The 14,912-nt window shown below is 40.1% G+C and carries 11 protein-coding genes; 1 reads left to right on the top strand and 10 read right to left on the bottom strand.

What is annotated here, in order from left to right; genetic code table 11:
* Positions 1 to 2: 2 nt before the first annotated feature.
* The 8 genes from R2Q66_RS19125 to R2Q66_RS19090 form a co-directional block, all read right to left on the bottom strand.
* Positions 3 to 3,104: a SusC/RagA family TonB-linked outer membrane protein gene (locus tag R2Q66_RS19125; protein WP_316752054.1), complete on the bottom strand. Its 3,102-nt coding sequence runs from the start codon at positions 3,102 to 3,104 to the stop codon at positions 3 to 5.
* A gap of 112 nt (positions 3,105 to 3,216) precedes the next feature.
* On the bottom strand, positions 3,217 to 4,569 hold the full coding sequence (locus R2Q66_RS19120; RefSeq protein ID WP_316752053.1) for a RagB/SusD family nutrient uptake outer membrane protein: 1,353 nt from the start codon (positions 4,567 to 4,569) through the stop codon (positions 3,217 to 3,219).
* 18 nt (positions 4,570 to 4,587) lie between these two features.
* A complete protein-coding gene (locus R2Q66_RS19115) occupies positions 4,588 to 7,761 on the bottom strand; it encodes a SusC/RagA family TonB-linked outer membrane protein (RefSeq protein WP_316752050.1) in 3,174 nt (1,057 codons plus the stop codon).
* Positions 7,762 to 8,065: 304 nt separating this feature from the next.
* Positions 8,066 to 8,590 (bottom strand): hypothetical protein, encoded by a 525-nt coding sequence (locus R2Q66_RS19110; RefSeq protein ID WP_316752048.1) that lies wholly within the window; start codon positions 8,588 to 8,590, stop codon positions 8,066 to 8,068.
* The gene (locus R2Q66_RS19105; RefSeq protein ID WP_316752046.1) at positions 8,587 to 9,171 is read right to left on the bottom strand and encodes a peptidoglycan-binding protein; all 585 of its coding nucleotides are present in this window, start codon (positions 9,169 to 9,171) and stop codon (positions 8,587 to 8,589) included. The genes R2Q66_RS19110 and R2Q66_RS19105 overlap by 4 nt, the downstream gene beginning before the upstream one ends.
* Positions 9,090 to 9,461, bottom strand: coding sequence for a hypothetical protein (locus R2Q66_RS19100; RefSeq protein WP_316752044.1), 372 nt, complete (start codon positions 9,459 to 9,461; stop codon positions 9,090 to 9,092). The genes R2Q66_RS19105 and R2Q66_RS19100 overlap by 82 nt, the downstream gene beginning before the upstream one ends.
* 76 nt (positions 9,462 to 9,537) lie before the next feature.
* Positions 9,538 to 10,185 (bottom strand): DUF6266 family protein, encoded by a 648-nt coding sequence (locus R2Q66_RS19095; RefSeq protein ID WP_316752042.1) that lies wholly within the window; start codon positions 10,183 to 10,185, stop codon positions 9,538 to 9,540.
* A gap of 193 nt (positions 10,186 to 10,378) precedes the next feature.
* Entirely contained in the window at positions 10,379 to 10,624 is a 246-nt protein-coding gene (locus R2Q66_RS19090) for a hypothetical protein (RefSeq protein ID WP_316752040.1), read from the bottom strand.
* Positions 10,625 to 11,118: 494 nt separating this feature from the next.
* Between R2Q66_RS19090 and R2Q66_RS19085 the strand changes: the two genes are divergently transcribed.
* Positions 11,119 to 11,700, top strand: coding sequence for a DUF4136 domain-containing protein (locus R2Q66_RS19085; protein WP_316752038.1), 582 nt, complete (start codon positions 11,119 to 11,121; stop codon positions 11,698 to 11,700).
* An 83-nt stretch (positions 11,701 to 11,783) separates the two neighbouring features.
* Here R2Q66_RS19085 and R2Q66_RS19080 read toward each other — a convergent pair whose 3' ends face one another.
* Together R2Q66_RS19080 and R2Q66_RS19075 are read right to left on the bottom strand one after the other, a co-directional pair.
* Positions 11,784 to 14,327 carry a TlpA disulfide reductase family protein gene (locus R2Q66_RS19080; protein ID WP_316752035.1) on the bottom strand — a complete coding sequence of 848 codons (2,544 nt, stop codon included), beginning with the start codon at positions 14,325 to 14,327 and terminating at the stop codon, positions 11,784 to 11,786.
* A 126-nt stretch (positions 14,328 to 14,453) separates the two neighbouring features.
* A partial coding sequence (locus R2Q66_RS19075; protein WP_316752032.1) for a DUF3885 domain-containing protein occupies positions 14,454 to 14,912 on the bottom strand: 459 nt, incomplete at its 5' end.

Below are 14,912 nucleotides of genomic sequence, written 5' to 3'. Positions count from 1 at the left end.
CATTAGAAATTAGTGGATAAGCCAAAACTGAAACTTCTGGTAAAGGGATAGCCCGTACCTCTTTCTACTCTAATGGTACCCAAACGGGCAAAATTATTTTGAGTCACCATGATACGTGGTGCAGAAAGATGCGATGCTTTAACCCATTTTAGGTTTGCAGGAAAATTATAGCCAACGGTGATGCTGGAAATGTCCAGAAAATCATTTTTTTGTACAAAACGAGAGGTGGCTAAGGTCTGTTGTAAACCACTATCCCCTTTTGTTACTAATGATTTAAAGGAAGCATGGTCACCGGGTTGTTTCCAACGGTCAGTCAATACCCGCTGATCAGCATTCGCAATTAATAGATTTACATTCTCCACCTTATCCACCAGGGTTTGGTTATACATATAGCCACCAAACTGGTAAACCAGGTTGAAATTCAGCACAAAATTCTTATAGGTAAAGTTGGATGACAGTCCGCCTTTGAATTTACTATTGGCATCTCCAATTGGTCGTTTATCCAGTGCATCCCAGGTAAAAGTCCGGCTACCGTCCAATTTCTCAAATACTTCCTTCCCGGTGGCCGGATCGATCCCTAAGGAAGGAACCGCCCAGATTCTGGTCATGGATTCTCCGACTACAAAGCGTGGCAATGGTGATTTTTGAGAAATCTTTGGATCATTAGTACTGTTATTGGCTTTATTAATAGCATCAATTGCTGGCGATAACCTGGTAATTACACTATTGTAATGTCCGGTATTAAAACTCATCGTCCAGAATATATTCTTTGCTACATTTTTTATAATCGGTGCTGAAATCACCAATTCGTAGCCCTCATTTTTAGTTCCCCCCAGGTTATCCTGGTAGTTTACAAAACCTGTAGAAGGCGCCACATCTAAGGGTAAAATCAGATTATCGGTAGTTTCCTGGTATAATTCTACAGAAGCATTTAATTTCCCATCCAATAAGCCCAATGATAAGCCTAAGTTTTTCTTCAATGTTTGCTGCCATTTCAGATCGGGATTGGCATAGTTACCTAACAAAGCGCCTAGCTGCAAACGATAATTATTGGTAAAGCTGTACTGATAGATCTGCTGCGACATCCCGGGCGAAAAGTTCTGATTACCGGTAATCCCCATACTTGCCCTTAATTTTGCAGATTGAATAAAGCGGTTGGGCTTGAAGAAGTTTTCCTTTGTAATGTTCCAGGCTAGCCCTCCTCCATAAAACGGGGCCATTTTATTGTTGGTACCGAACTGAGAAGAACCACTTTGGTTGATGGTAAATTCAGCCGTATAGCGGTCCGCATAATTATAACTCAAACTCAAATAGTTAGACAAACTCTTGGATAGGTTTTTCTGTGAAACCGGCTTACGGTTTGAAATCCCAAACCCATTTGCCATCCCTAATTCGTCCAGATAATCATTTGGAATTCCCACCACTCCAATCTGAGTACTGGTACTGGAAGTGCTTTGCAAGGAACCTCCCAGAGACGCTAATAAGGTATGTCGGCCAAATCGTTTGTTGTAATTCGCATTAATTTTACCATCAATTACATTGTTGGTTCCTTTCATCTGTGAATAGCTACCTAATTCCGGGAATGGAGAAAGAGAACCTACAAATGTGGTATGGTCTGCCGGGTAGAAGGTCTCGGAATTAGGCATATTTCTGGTCCAGCCTAAACTTCCTCTGATTTGAAAATTATCTGAAATCGCCCATTCCGCGTTGGTGTTGTTCGTTATATTTAAAGTAGCGGCATAACTCCTGGTATTTAAGGTAGAATTGTACATCGGATTGGTAAACGATCCACCCGGTGCAGGTATATCGAAGCCCAATTCATTATTGTAAGGCTCTAATAGTTTAATTAAATTCCCCGAATCATCTTTATGCCTGAAATAGGGAAACTGCTGCGTGTAACTGGAGAAACTTCCCCAGGAGGTGTTGTTACCTTTAGAATAACCGAGGGAAATACGGTTATCAAAACGCAATTTTTTAACCGTATAAGAAAGGTTATAATTTAGAGAATAACGTTTGCGGCCTGATTCTTTCATCACCCCTTCCGAATCATTGTATCCCAAACTCAGTCCATAGCGCAATGCGCCTGCTCCACCGGTTAAAGACAAACTATGGTTTACGCCAAAACCTACTTGCAATGGTTGTGAAGGCCAATAGGTATTCACGCCTCTTTTTACCTGGTCTAAACGATAACCGTACCATTGTTTTTTTCCGATATCGATGAACTGATTTTCATCATTGTACATACCCGACAGGCGTTGGGCTTCTAGTAATCCGGCAGCATCCATTAAATTATAGGAAGATAAATCAGGAAGTTCAATATTAAAATTCACGGCATAACTGGCCCTGATTTTACCGGCAAGGGGTTGCTTGGTCTCGACCACAATTACACCATTTGCGGCTTTTGAACCATAAGCAACCGTTGCAGCGGCATCTTTTAATACGGTAATGTTAGCGATCAGATTAATATCCATATCATAGATGGTCTGCATGGTGGTCTGAAATCCATCTAAAATGATCAGTGGTTCGTTAGGGTTAGCCAGATAACTGGACATCATATCCCCATTCGATACTGGTGTTGCAGAAGTCCCGTTTTGACTGGACACCGGAAAATTGTTCTGTCCACGAATCTGAATGATTGGCAATTGATTGGGATCACTTCCCAGAATATTGTTTTCACTTAACCTCACCGAGGGATCAAGAACTGCCAGAGCCTGCATCACATTTCGTGGATTCACCGTTTTCAATTCCTCCCCGGTATACGCTTTTGCAGATCCGGTAAAATTCCCGACCGGCCTCTTGTATAAACCGGTATTTACCGTTACTTCCGCTAAAGTTGTCGTAGAACTTTTCAAAATCACGGAGATCGTATGCTGTCCGGGGTTTAATGTAATGTAAGCGGCTTTATAGCTGACAAATGAAACCCGTATGGTTGCTTTTGGGGTAACGTTCTTCAATTCAAAACTTCCATCAGCTTTGGTTTGGGTGACATTATTAGCTCCCATTTGCTGTACAATTGCGCCGGGTATAGACTCTCCTTTTTCATCTTTCACCGTACCTTTAAGGGTGATGTTTTGGGCAAAAAGTACTGTTGACACTAAATTCATCAGGAGAAAGAATAAAACTCCTTTAGGAAGGTATCTATTGTTTAATATTTTATAACTGCTGTTCATCTTGTGGTGTATCGAACTATTTTTGAAATCCAATGTTTAGTTAAAATTATTCTGGCTTCACAAACACATACGTTGCATTTCCGACTACCGGGATTCTGGTAAATGGCAAGGAAGCGAATGGGATATTTTTCCTTTTGAAATAGAAGAACGACTGGCCCTCACCCATAAATTCTTTCAGGTATTCTTTGCCGATTTCAACCTTCAGACTGTCTCCCTTCAATGCCGAAAGGCTGTATTTCTGTAGATTTCGATGAACCCTTACCGAGTCCAGTAATGCGGTCGCAGTAAGCGAGTCCCTATTGTTCACTGCACATTCAGCTGCGATGTAATACATTTCTGTAAGACGGATCATTGGAAAAGCAGATTTAGCACCCAAGGGGAAAAACTTCTTCGGCATATAAAGTGGTCCATTCGCAAAACCGGTTAAAGGATCGACAAATGATTTTCGCCAGTCTACCGTTGATCCGCTTCCTGCCACATATAATTCGGTTTGAGCTACCGATGAAAATCCCAGGTTAACCTGCTCGCCAAACACTGTTTTATGAAGCGGGCCATTCTGTTGTACCAATAAGCCAAATAAACTCTCCTTGATAAAAAGCAAATCCGTATTATTTTTAGCCAGTATAAACCTTTTACTATTGATGACTTCGTAGGCGTATTTTTGCGCATTCTCCTGGTCATTTTTATACAAATACAACCTGGATAACAAGGCTTTGACCGCCCAGTGATTAATTTGAACCGTACTGGCTTCTGATGGATTTAACAGACTTTCGGCAGTTTTCAAATCCCCGATACATTGTTCCATCACCTGATCAAGGTTACTAACTGGTGTTTGACTGGTACCTATAGTAGTTACATAAGGAATTCCCGGAGCTGTTAAGGTTCCTGAAGCCGGGGCTGCAGCAAATAACCGCAGCAAATCAAAATGCAAATAGGCTCTGAGTGCCAAGGCCTCTCCTTTGAAAGTCTGGTAATTATTGCCGGTAAACATCTCCTTCCTTTTTTCTATATTCAAGAGCAGATTATTCAGGTTGGCAATGGCCTGATACATTTTAGTCCAGAGGTCGGAAGCATAATTTTTCAGACCTGGATCCTGTAGGTTATATAACGCAGTCTGGTTATACAGGTTGTCGGATGATGGGTTCACATTTAGGTCATAACTTCTTCCCAGGACTGACAAAACGCCAACGGTTAAGTCTCTTCCATAAAGTGATTTTGCACCCATTTGCAGGTACACTCCATTTAATACTTCACGAAAACCTTGTTCCTTAGCAAAAATGATGGAGTCGTCCACTTGTAAAGGTTCCGGGGTATCATTGATCCATTTTTTACAGGACCCTGTACTCAGCAGTAAAAACAATCCTGCTGCAGCTATTATTTTCATTCTTAAAACTTGCATGAAAGTATTTTTTAGCATTTAAAAATTTGCATTTAGGGAGAAGGTATAATAGCGCTGGAAGGGATAATAAATTCCACGTTCCATCTCTGCGCCACCCAATTCGAAGGCGTTGTTCAGGATACATTTTAGCGACAGATTTTTCGCATTAATTCGTTTCGCCAAAGTTTTAGGCAAGGCATAGCCGAACATAATGGAAGCACATTGCAGCCTGTTATCCTTTTCTACCATCCTGGTGGTCACATATGTTGGGTCAGTAAGCAATCCATTTGGGGAGAGCGGCTTATATAGGAAGTCGGTGCCATTTGGCTGAGTCCAGCGCTGCTGGTAGGCACGGCGGTCAACATTGTAAAGGAGGTCGGCATTCTCAATTAGATCCACCAAAGTTTGATTGTACACACTGGCACCCAACTGGTAGCTGAAATAGATACCCGCTGAAAACTGCTTAAAATTCAGGTCTGTACCAAATGATCCCTGTAAAGCCGGAGACAGATCTCCTGCCAGAACTTTATCATTTACGTCCCAGATCGTTGTACTGGAACCATCCTTCTTCATGAAAATCTCTTTTCCGCTTACCGGATCAATTCCCAGGGAAGGCACCGCCCAGATTGAAGTAGGTGAATATCCTTTTAAATACTGTGACTGTAATCTGGTCTGATCGCCTTTGGCATCCCGTTCAGCATTTAAAGCCAGTAAATAAGGGGCAAGTTCTGTTACCTTATCTTTGTTCCAAAGACCGTTCAGATTGATGCTCCAGCTGAGGTTATTACCCGGCGATTTATACAATACGCCCATCACATTAAATTCTGCTCCCCTATTTTCAAGGCTACCAGAGTTTTGATAAGGAGGAAATTTACTCAAGCCGGTTGAAGCGGCAAGCACCTCCGGAAATACCAGTTTCGAAGTTTTCTGTTTATAGAGATCAAAACTCAGTGACCATCTGTTGAACAAGGAGATATCCAGACCAATATTCTGTTTGAAAGTTTGTGGTGACTGTAATTTACTGTTGCCATAACCCGTTAAATAAGCACCTAAGGCTCGTCCCAATGTTCCGGTCGTTCCTGCCCCAAGCGCGATATATTGTAGATTGGTATAATAGTTATAGGTGGTTCTATTCAGATAAGACAAAAAATACTGATTGCCGGTCTGGCCAATGCTTCCCCTTAATTTTAAACGATTAATCCATTTTGTATCCTGGAGGAAACTTTCCTCATGTACATTCCAGGAGGCTCCAACAGCCCAGAATTTAGCACTGGTGTTTTGTGCAATCGCAGAATGTAAATCATTTGCTCCGGATAAATCTAACTGGTAACGCCCGGCATAACTGTAAACGAAGTTGGCATAGCTGGATGCATAACGCGTTACAATTTTTCCTGCAGCAGGCTTTAAGGTGGAATAGCCATTTCCAAATGCCATATCCGCCAAGCGGTCAACATTGAATCCTGAAACGCTTATTCCAGTAGATTCACTGGAGGTTTGAATGAAAGTCTGACCGGCTGTTCCGAAAACTTCATGCAAACCAAACTTATTGTGGTATTGTAAACGAAGTCCAGCTTCTACATTGAAGAAGGAATTTGAAGTGTATTTATACAGACCTCTGGTAAATAAACTATCAATTGGGACATTAGCAAACGTAGTATGATTAGGAGGCAGGAAGTAATCAAATTCATCAGACTGGTTACTCAGGCTTGCAATACCATTTAACTGCAGATTATTGGTCAATACCAGATTCATATTGGTCACATTCGCAATTCTGGAATATTTAGCGGCATCAGTGGTTGCCAGAGTTGTATTGTATGCCGGATTCATATAATTGCTGATGACCCCGCCAACTGTATCTGAGCCTAAAATCTTTTGAAACTTACCCGTTTCCGCATCGTAAGGACTCCAATAAGGATTCTGTTTTACATAGGTATTATAGGAACCATAGGCTGAATTTGCCGCATTTGCAGAGAGGTAAGAAAATTGATTATTGAAAGAGAATGATTTGAAACGAGCACCAAAGTAAGCCCCCAGTTCAGTAGTCTTTCTATAGGATCCTTTCATACTCCCCTGTTTATCATTGTAACCAGCAGTTACATTATAGACCATGTCATCATTCCCACCAGATAGGTTCAGGGAATGTCTCATCCCAATACCCTTACGTAAAGGCAGTTCCAGCCAATTGGTATTTACTCCTTTATGATGAGCCTGGTTGTATCGCTGCTCATAAAGAGAATTTAAATTACCCGCGTATAGTCCTGCCCTATTTTCGATATCCAATTTCTCTTTGGCATTCAATACTTTATAAGAAGAGATATCAGCTGAAGCAATTTGCAGTTCCGAGGTAATCCCCACATTTAAAAGACCTCTTTGAGGTTTTATGGTTTGAATCAACAGGACACCGTTCCCTCCCCTCATGCCATAACTGGCAGTTGCAGATGCGTCTTTGAGCACAGTAACACTGTGAACCCTGCTGATGTCGAAATCCAATGCCGTTTGCAGACTCACCTGGTTTCCGTCCATCAGGATAACCGGACTTCCTGCTGAGAATATGTTGGAGGCAACGAAGTCTCCTGAAGAAGGACTTTGCTGAACTCCTGATTTTGGTGTTCCGCTGAAAGAAACTGCAGCTGCATAAGGAAAAGTACTTGCTCCCCTTAAGCTGATGGTCGGAAGGGCATTGGGATTTCCACCATTGCGATTATCTCTGGATACCACAAGTGCGGGTACATAATATTTTAAGGCATCAAATAAGTTATTGACATTTACTTTACGTAGATCTTCTCCGCTGACGGTAACCGCAGCTCCGGAGAACAAAGTACCTGGTCTGTTATATAAGCCAGTGCTAACTACAGAACCATCAGTAGGTATCGTGCTTTTTTGGAGAAACACTGAAATCGTTCCCTTATCCAGTTTCTTCACTAATCCATAATATCCCGGTTTACTCAGCAGGACTACAGAATCTTTTCCAATGTTTTCAAAAATGGCAATCCCTCCATAGGTGTATTTTGATTGTATCCCGATCACTGCTCTAACACTATCCAGTAAAGTCAGGTTGTCCATGTCCTTTACACTAAGAATGACCTCCTGGTTTTGATAGGCAGTGTCCACAATTTTTTTTGCACTTTTTGGTTTTTGCTTTTGAGCAAAACTTGTTTGAGGACTCAGGTAAATACTTACCAAAGTGAACAAGCCAAACACTTTTAGTTTCATTGATTAGTTAGGTTGGTATAGGTTAGTTTCCATAGGTTATAAAAAACACTATTGAAATATCAAAAATATACCACAGGACTATGAAATGGAATGGAGAATCTGGGGAAATGACTGGATTATGCTTTGAAAAAGCCTAGCAAAATCAGCGCGACAGTTGCAATAGCAATATGCTTAAAAGCAATAAAAAGCACGATTCTTAGGGACAAGGTCTCTACATTTAGCGGAATTACCCTGTGAAATAAACTTCTTACACTAATGATTAACTGATTATACTTTACAGTACCCTTCCCCCCTGATTACTTCCTCATCCGCTCTTATATTTACTATGGAACCATCTTAGTCCAATGAATAAAGGAATAAGCAGTAAAACCCACCACCATCCTGAGACAGGAAACCGTTCTTTTATCGTTTCCTTTTCCGCTGTTTTACTTGCTTTTATGTTTGCTTCTTTCAGCGAGATAGCCTTGGATTCTTCCTCCAGGTTGATTTCCCCGGCTACCCGCTTACGGCCCGACTTTAGCTGTCCGGAAATCACTACTTTATCTGCCATCCCTGAAAACCCTGCTGAAGGAGAGAAACTAAACTCCCCCTTTGGCCAGATCAGGACCGTTGAGGAGGAGTATAAGGAATCATCTATGCTCGATAAGGACCAGCCAAGACTTTGATTCCGGGTATTCAGCTGCGCCGTTTTTACTTTTTCTACTTTGCTTTCCCTTAGCGATTTAAGGTTAGTTATTTTGCTCTTCTGGAATAAACCGCAACCCAAAAACAGCAGAATGCAGCAAATCAGGGCAATGTAGCATCGCTCTGAACAACTCCAGCGCGTCATGACTTTTCTACTTTTTTAATCCAGTTTGCAAACCGGCTGATCGTACGGAAGTGCCTTCTTTTTCTAAACACCCCATCGCCTTCCCTGCTCCCTTTCACATTGGTATTCCCCTCCAGGCTGATGACCCAATCAGAACTGATTTTTTCTACCATTCCCGCATGAGCGATTCGCTTTAGCACAGGAAAGTAAATCCCAAACATATCCCCTGGCAGCGGGCTTTTTGTGAAGCGCCGGAAAGGGAACAAATCCGGTGTCCAACCTATGCGTGGTGCTGGAAGTCCGGCTTTAAGATACACCCAGCTCAGGAATGCTCCGCACCAGGCATGGCCTTTTCCCAATTGGATGGACTTCAAATAGGCCTCTACGCTTTCTCCGTCATTCTTTCCGCTTTCCTCCCTCACCCCCAGTTCTCCTGTAGCAATCGCCACAATCCTCTGCCGGAGTGCTGTTTCTGCTTTAATGGTATTGATTTTTTTCTTGATTGTGTTGATTTCTGTATTTAGCAGATGGCGATCAGGCATCCGACTCCCGCAAAGAGCAAGGATGCAAAACACGCCAACAATAAACCTAGCTGTTGCCATAATTCCATATTTTTAACTTGTAAAACCATGATGTCTATTTTTGGAAGTCCTAAGCCATTCCATAACCATTGGAGCAGTAAATAGCTCAGTCCAACCATCATTAAAAAGGCAATCACACTGAGTAACAGCAGCAGCCAGATCCCGGGATCGATGTAACCCGCATTCACATCCAGGCGCATGATCAGTTGTTGTCCGAATGGCCATAACCACAAAAGTGCGGTCAGCAATAATCCTATTTTAACACCAGCACCTAAGTTCAGGTCTGGCAGATTTATACTTAATTGTTTCATGTTTTTTTTGTTTAAAGAGTTGAAAGGTGGTTAAAAAAAACACCCACCAGCCTTACAGCCAATGGGTGGTCATTAATTAAGCTTTTAGCAGCGTTCCTACATACTGAGAGTCAGAAACCTGGTTTCCATCTGCAGCAGTGAAGAAGGCATAGCATTCAATTTGTTGTCCGCTGAAAATAAAAGGAATTGGAAAGTCACATTTCAATTCAGACCTTTTAAATGCTTTCAGCAATCCTGTATTACGATTTAAAACAGGGCAATGGATCATAAAACTAATAACGTCGGTATCTTTTGCCAGACTATCATTGATGTCTTTTTTCCAGGTGAAGCTCAAATAATCCGGATCATCAAGCGAATTAATCACTTTTAGCAATTGCGCACCAGGTAACTTCCCAAGACTAAAAGTCAGCATGGGATAATTTATTTCCCTATTCGGAGAAATTCCGGTTACCGCTTTTTCTAAATTGTATTCTACTGCAGCAATCCTTGCCGTCTTTCTGAAAGAACGTTTTCTAAATCCAGCTTCTATAGGTTCATCAAAGTGGGTAACGATACTATTGATTCTTCCAAACACATCCTGTTGATTCAGCTGATGCGCTGTTGCTGGTTTATTAGATTTATGTGGCTTAACAGCCAGAACGTTTACACCCTTTACATAGCGACCTACGTTGTTTCCTACTTTGCCCTGGAAGTCGCTCCATGGACCTGCAAATAATTTTCCCATTTTTTCAATTCTTAAGTTTTTATAAATCTGTTGAATCGTAAGTTGCTTGCAAGCTGCTATTTCCGCGGCGCCACGGAAATCGCGTTAAACATTACAATTCAAACGTATGGATCTAATAACTAAGAATATAACAGTCGACCGCTTGTGGTTCAACTTGGAACAGACTGGGTTAATTTGGGTCTTTTTGGAAGGATTAAGGTTTAATAATGGAGGACTTTAAATAGTATTTTCGTCCGGCAATTTCCTTTTCGGCCCATTTTCCGATCTTAAGTTTACGGTAAAAACTGCTTGCACTAATCCGTAACAACGCCGTCACTTCATACTTATCCAACCATACTTCCTCTTCCTGAAGTATGGGCTTTGGCTGTAAACAAATTTCTTCTTTTAACCTCAGTATCCGGATTAAGATTTGCTCCATCCTTAATAAAGTTTTTTTCATAGTGGTTCGGTTTTAAAAGAGGCAAATCTGGAGCATAGCGTAGCCATGCCTGTAAAAAAAGGCCTTCATAGTTAATAAATAGGAGTTGATTTGGAAGGTAGATGATTTTTTAATACGCCTGCTGCGCTTAGTCCGAATTGAGGTAGCTGATCATTTGTGTGTGTTAGGTTAAACTGGATAAACACGTCCTAGTGAAAAATTAATCAGCAATAATCGCCACAAAAATGACATTAAAGAAAACTAAAAAGATACTATAACGCCAAATGCTATTAATTAATGACATTAGAATAAATATACTATATTAATTAGTAAAAACTAGCAATTTGACAACTATAAAGAATATAATTAAATAGTATGGAGGAAATGTACTCTTTTTCTATGGTCATTGCTATGTAATTCCTTCCTTCAGCTTCATCCTGAGTTCCTGAAATTTCGTAAATTTGAGTATAAAAAAGTCAAGGTTATTTTTCTACTTTATTTAAACACCTATAAAAATGAAAAAGCAACTATTTGTAGTATTGGCATTGTTAGCCATGCTAACAGCCTGTTCGCCTTACAATTACTATTCGGTGAGTAATAAACCGCTGAACACCAATTATAAAACTTATGCCTGGATTCCTGAAGGCCAGTCTAAAACCTCAAACATCTATAATAACGACATTGCGACCGATCGGATTGTAGAAACCGCCAGTCAGGAACTTAACAAAAGAGGCTTCACACTTAACAATAATAAACCTGACATCCTGGTTCGTTATACCGCTGTTGTAAACCGGGAAACCAGAACCTATAACGAACCAATGTATTACTACTCCCCATGGAGCATGGGCCCGAGAATGGGCTATTACCGGGGCCGGTCGGCTTATTATTACTCCTATTACAATCCTTTCCCAATATATGTTGGCGATACTGAAAGAAGAATGATCGTAAAAGAAGGTAGCATCATGATTGATCTTATAGATCGTAGATCCTCTAAGGTCATCTGGAGAGGCTGGGCTGAAGGTGTAGTAGACAATCCTGAGCAGGCAATTAATGATTTGCCACAAGTGGTAACCAATATATTCAAAAAGCTTCCTTAAAACATTGGTTGAATAAAATCTAGAACCGGTGTATTTTGGATTACACCGGTTCTAAATTTTAGGATTCAGAATATCCTACGTGATTATAACATCCCCTTTATAGTTTCCACTAGTTTTAAACGATCACTTGGTCTTGGCGCCTTCATATTGGTTACCTTCCCTTGCTTATCTATTAAGAGGTAAGTTGGGAAACTCCCTATGGAAAGCCTTCTTTCTAACATACTTTGCTGGATAGCTGGCAAATTGTAATGCACCACATTCTCGCCCGTTAAATTGAATTCCTTGATCATGTTTTCCCAGGTTTCTTGGGGCGAGTTATTTGCAAAATACATGAATACCACCTCTTTCCCTTTAAGGTCTTTTTTAAGATCGGCTACAAAAGGCATTTCCCCACGACAAGGTGCACACCAGGTACCCCAAAAATCGACATAAATTACTTTTCCTACATACGGCTTGGTCAGCACAGACCAAAGAGAATCTGCATTTTTGGCCTCTTTTAAATGATCCGTACGTTTCAGGCTTTCCGCATAGCTGATACTGGTGTTCGATAAGTTTTTATATAATGCCTGCTTACCATTCACCAGGGATACTAAAAACGGATTGGTAACTTTCCCTATAAAATTTTGAAGGTCCTCTTCTGCAATTGGCTGGTGAACCTGTTCGTAGAGTTTAAACAGCGTTTTTGTCAAGAGAAGATTTTTTAATGATTCGTCTTTAGCTATTGCTATACTTCCAAAATCACGTTGAACAACTTTCATCGTAAGCGTATAACTTGCCATGCTCATTACTAATGCACTATTACGACTTAAAAGATCCTTCGTTAATTCTCTATAAGCAGGACTGTAAGCTTTCCAAAGTCTGCTTAGTTGGACACTGTCTTTAACGTTTCTTGAATATTCTAAAAATGCCTTTTCAGCAATTAAAGCCTTCATTTCTTCTGGTTTAACCGTGATTTTTGCCTTCTCTGCTAAATCGAATAATACATCAGCATGACCTACAGAAAGCGCTGTTGTATCTCCAAAATAATCATAATAATCATTGGCAAAAGTATCAAAATCTCTGATCAATGTACTTGGTTTAGGGGGCTGTTGTTGGTATAGGCTATCTGTTACAAACTGCATATAGCCGTCCGGAAAGCGCTCCCTGTTTTGGCGATCTAATCTAAAGCGTCTTTGCATCAAATTACTTCCCAGCGTATATTTACTATATTCCTCCATAAAATACCTAAAACGCTTACTTAGATTAGGATGATCATTAATATATTTTTCAATAATTCCCGCTGATTTGTAAAAGTCTTTAGTGCTTTCGGTCAAAAACGGTGTAGGTTTTAATTTATCCATGGCCTCATATCGGACTTGAGTCATAGGAAATGCTTCGCTTAGGTTATAGTTTCTCAGTTCATTATGAAAACGAGCGTTTTTACCCATAGCCGTTTTAAGCTTAGTGGCTTCGTCTACAAAATAAAAATACCCTTCGCCTGGTTCAATTACATCGGTACCGTTAGTCCTTCCCCAATCTAAAAGAACTTCTGACGTATTTAATAAAGGTACTTTAACCGTAAAAAAGCCAATACTATCTAAATCGCCATAAAACTTATCTTGCTTTCCTGATAATGGATTTTTAATAGAAACGGAGAAAGGTTCCTTATTGCTGGCATTTCTTAGCACACCAGTAATTATAGCGGTGTCGACTTTTGCAAATTTAGAATCATAAAATTCTGTATGATCAGGCAGCTTACTGTTTCTTAACGCTCCGGTCTGACGGTAAAAAGTCTTTTGGCCAGCCCCATCATTTATTAAAGCAGTACTGTCGTTCAATATTGATATGGACAGCGTTTTTGTCTGAACCCCATCTGTTAAAACGGTATTAACGTCCTTTCCGAAGTTTAATGTTTTGTACTTCCATAATTTGCTGTCGTAAATGGCGTAATTTTCATAAAAACCATATACCCAGTCGTTCGTATCTTCTCCAATCCAGTTACCCCTGATTTTGTAAATTGCAGGATTTGTTGCTATCGGGCTAAAAAACTCATTGAATGGCTGACTTACAATTTTTATATTTTTATCATTATCGCTGATATACAGTATCTGATAATCATTTTTATGCTTTACTAAAATGCGATCTTCTCTGTCCAAATAGCGACCCGCCCAAATCAGATCCCAATTTTTGCCCAAATAATTCACCTTGTTCTTTGAGATCGAAAAGAGGTCGGTTTTTGAACCGAGTGGGGCCCATTTCTTATTATATTTTTCTGGACTCTTATCCTTTTCATAAAGCTTCACAGCTGGATCAGTGTTAAACCAGATACAATTCAATGGTTTTCCCCAGGTGCTAAAAAGGAGTGACGCTTTTCCTTCTTTTATATTTGTGATGGTGAGATTCAATTTGTCCTGATCAGACCTTAACCAAATTTTATGGCCATTGTCCGTAGTGGTAACGCTGTCAACCTTGTAAACCTGATACTGATAATCCACAAAACTTTCCCCAATCAAAGGGCCATTCCAATCACCTGAGTTTGTATTATTATACTGCCAAAAGCCTTGTAATTGCTTTGGAACCTTATCCGATTTGGAAAATGCTACGTAAGAGATAAAGAAAGAGAGTACTAAGAGCGCAATTTTTTTCATAATTAAATATTCACACTGCAATATTGTAAAATCGCTAGTGATTAACTAATTAAAAATGAATTACCTATAAAATTTAAGAAGATGCAAATACCCATAATTGATTTGCCGCCAATTATGAATTAGCTATTAATCCCTAATCATAAACAAGTGATCCATTTTCTCCCGATTATAATCAAGTAACCAGTTGTTGTATTGATTGTATAGAGGTCTTAATTGTTCAATATTACTTGCTATAATATCCAGACCTCTATCATCATACATATGAAAAATTAATTTTCTATCTCTATTCACAAAGAAAACCTCCTTAGAAGTTAGCACTCCGTTTTTGTCCAATCTTGGCTCCCTCGGCGGGAAATCCGTATTCCCTATAGCTTTTAGGATATTCCGAAAGTCAATACTTTCAGTTTTTGATGTAACCACTGCAACATTTCTAATGTCTGAATTGTCCATTGGCTCATATAGCCGATACATTTCTAGAAAAGCTATATCATGATGATTTAAACCCTGGATCTGCTTAAAACAGAAATTCCCATATCTGATCTTTTCGCGTTTGTGTTTATAGTCCATTAAAACAAGAAAAACACT

Source organism: Pedobacter gandavensis (assembly GCF_032677645.1).
GTDB classification, from domain to species: domain Bacteria; phylum Bacteroidota; class Bacteroidia; order Sphingobacteriales; family Sphingobacteriaceae; genus Pedobacter; species Pedobacter gandavensis_A.
This window is presented reverse-complemented; position numbering and strand designations above follow the sequence as displayed.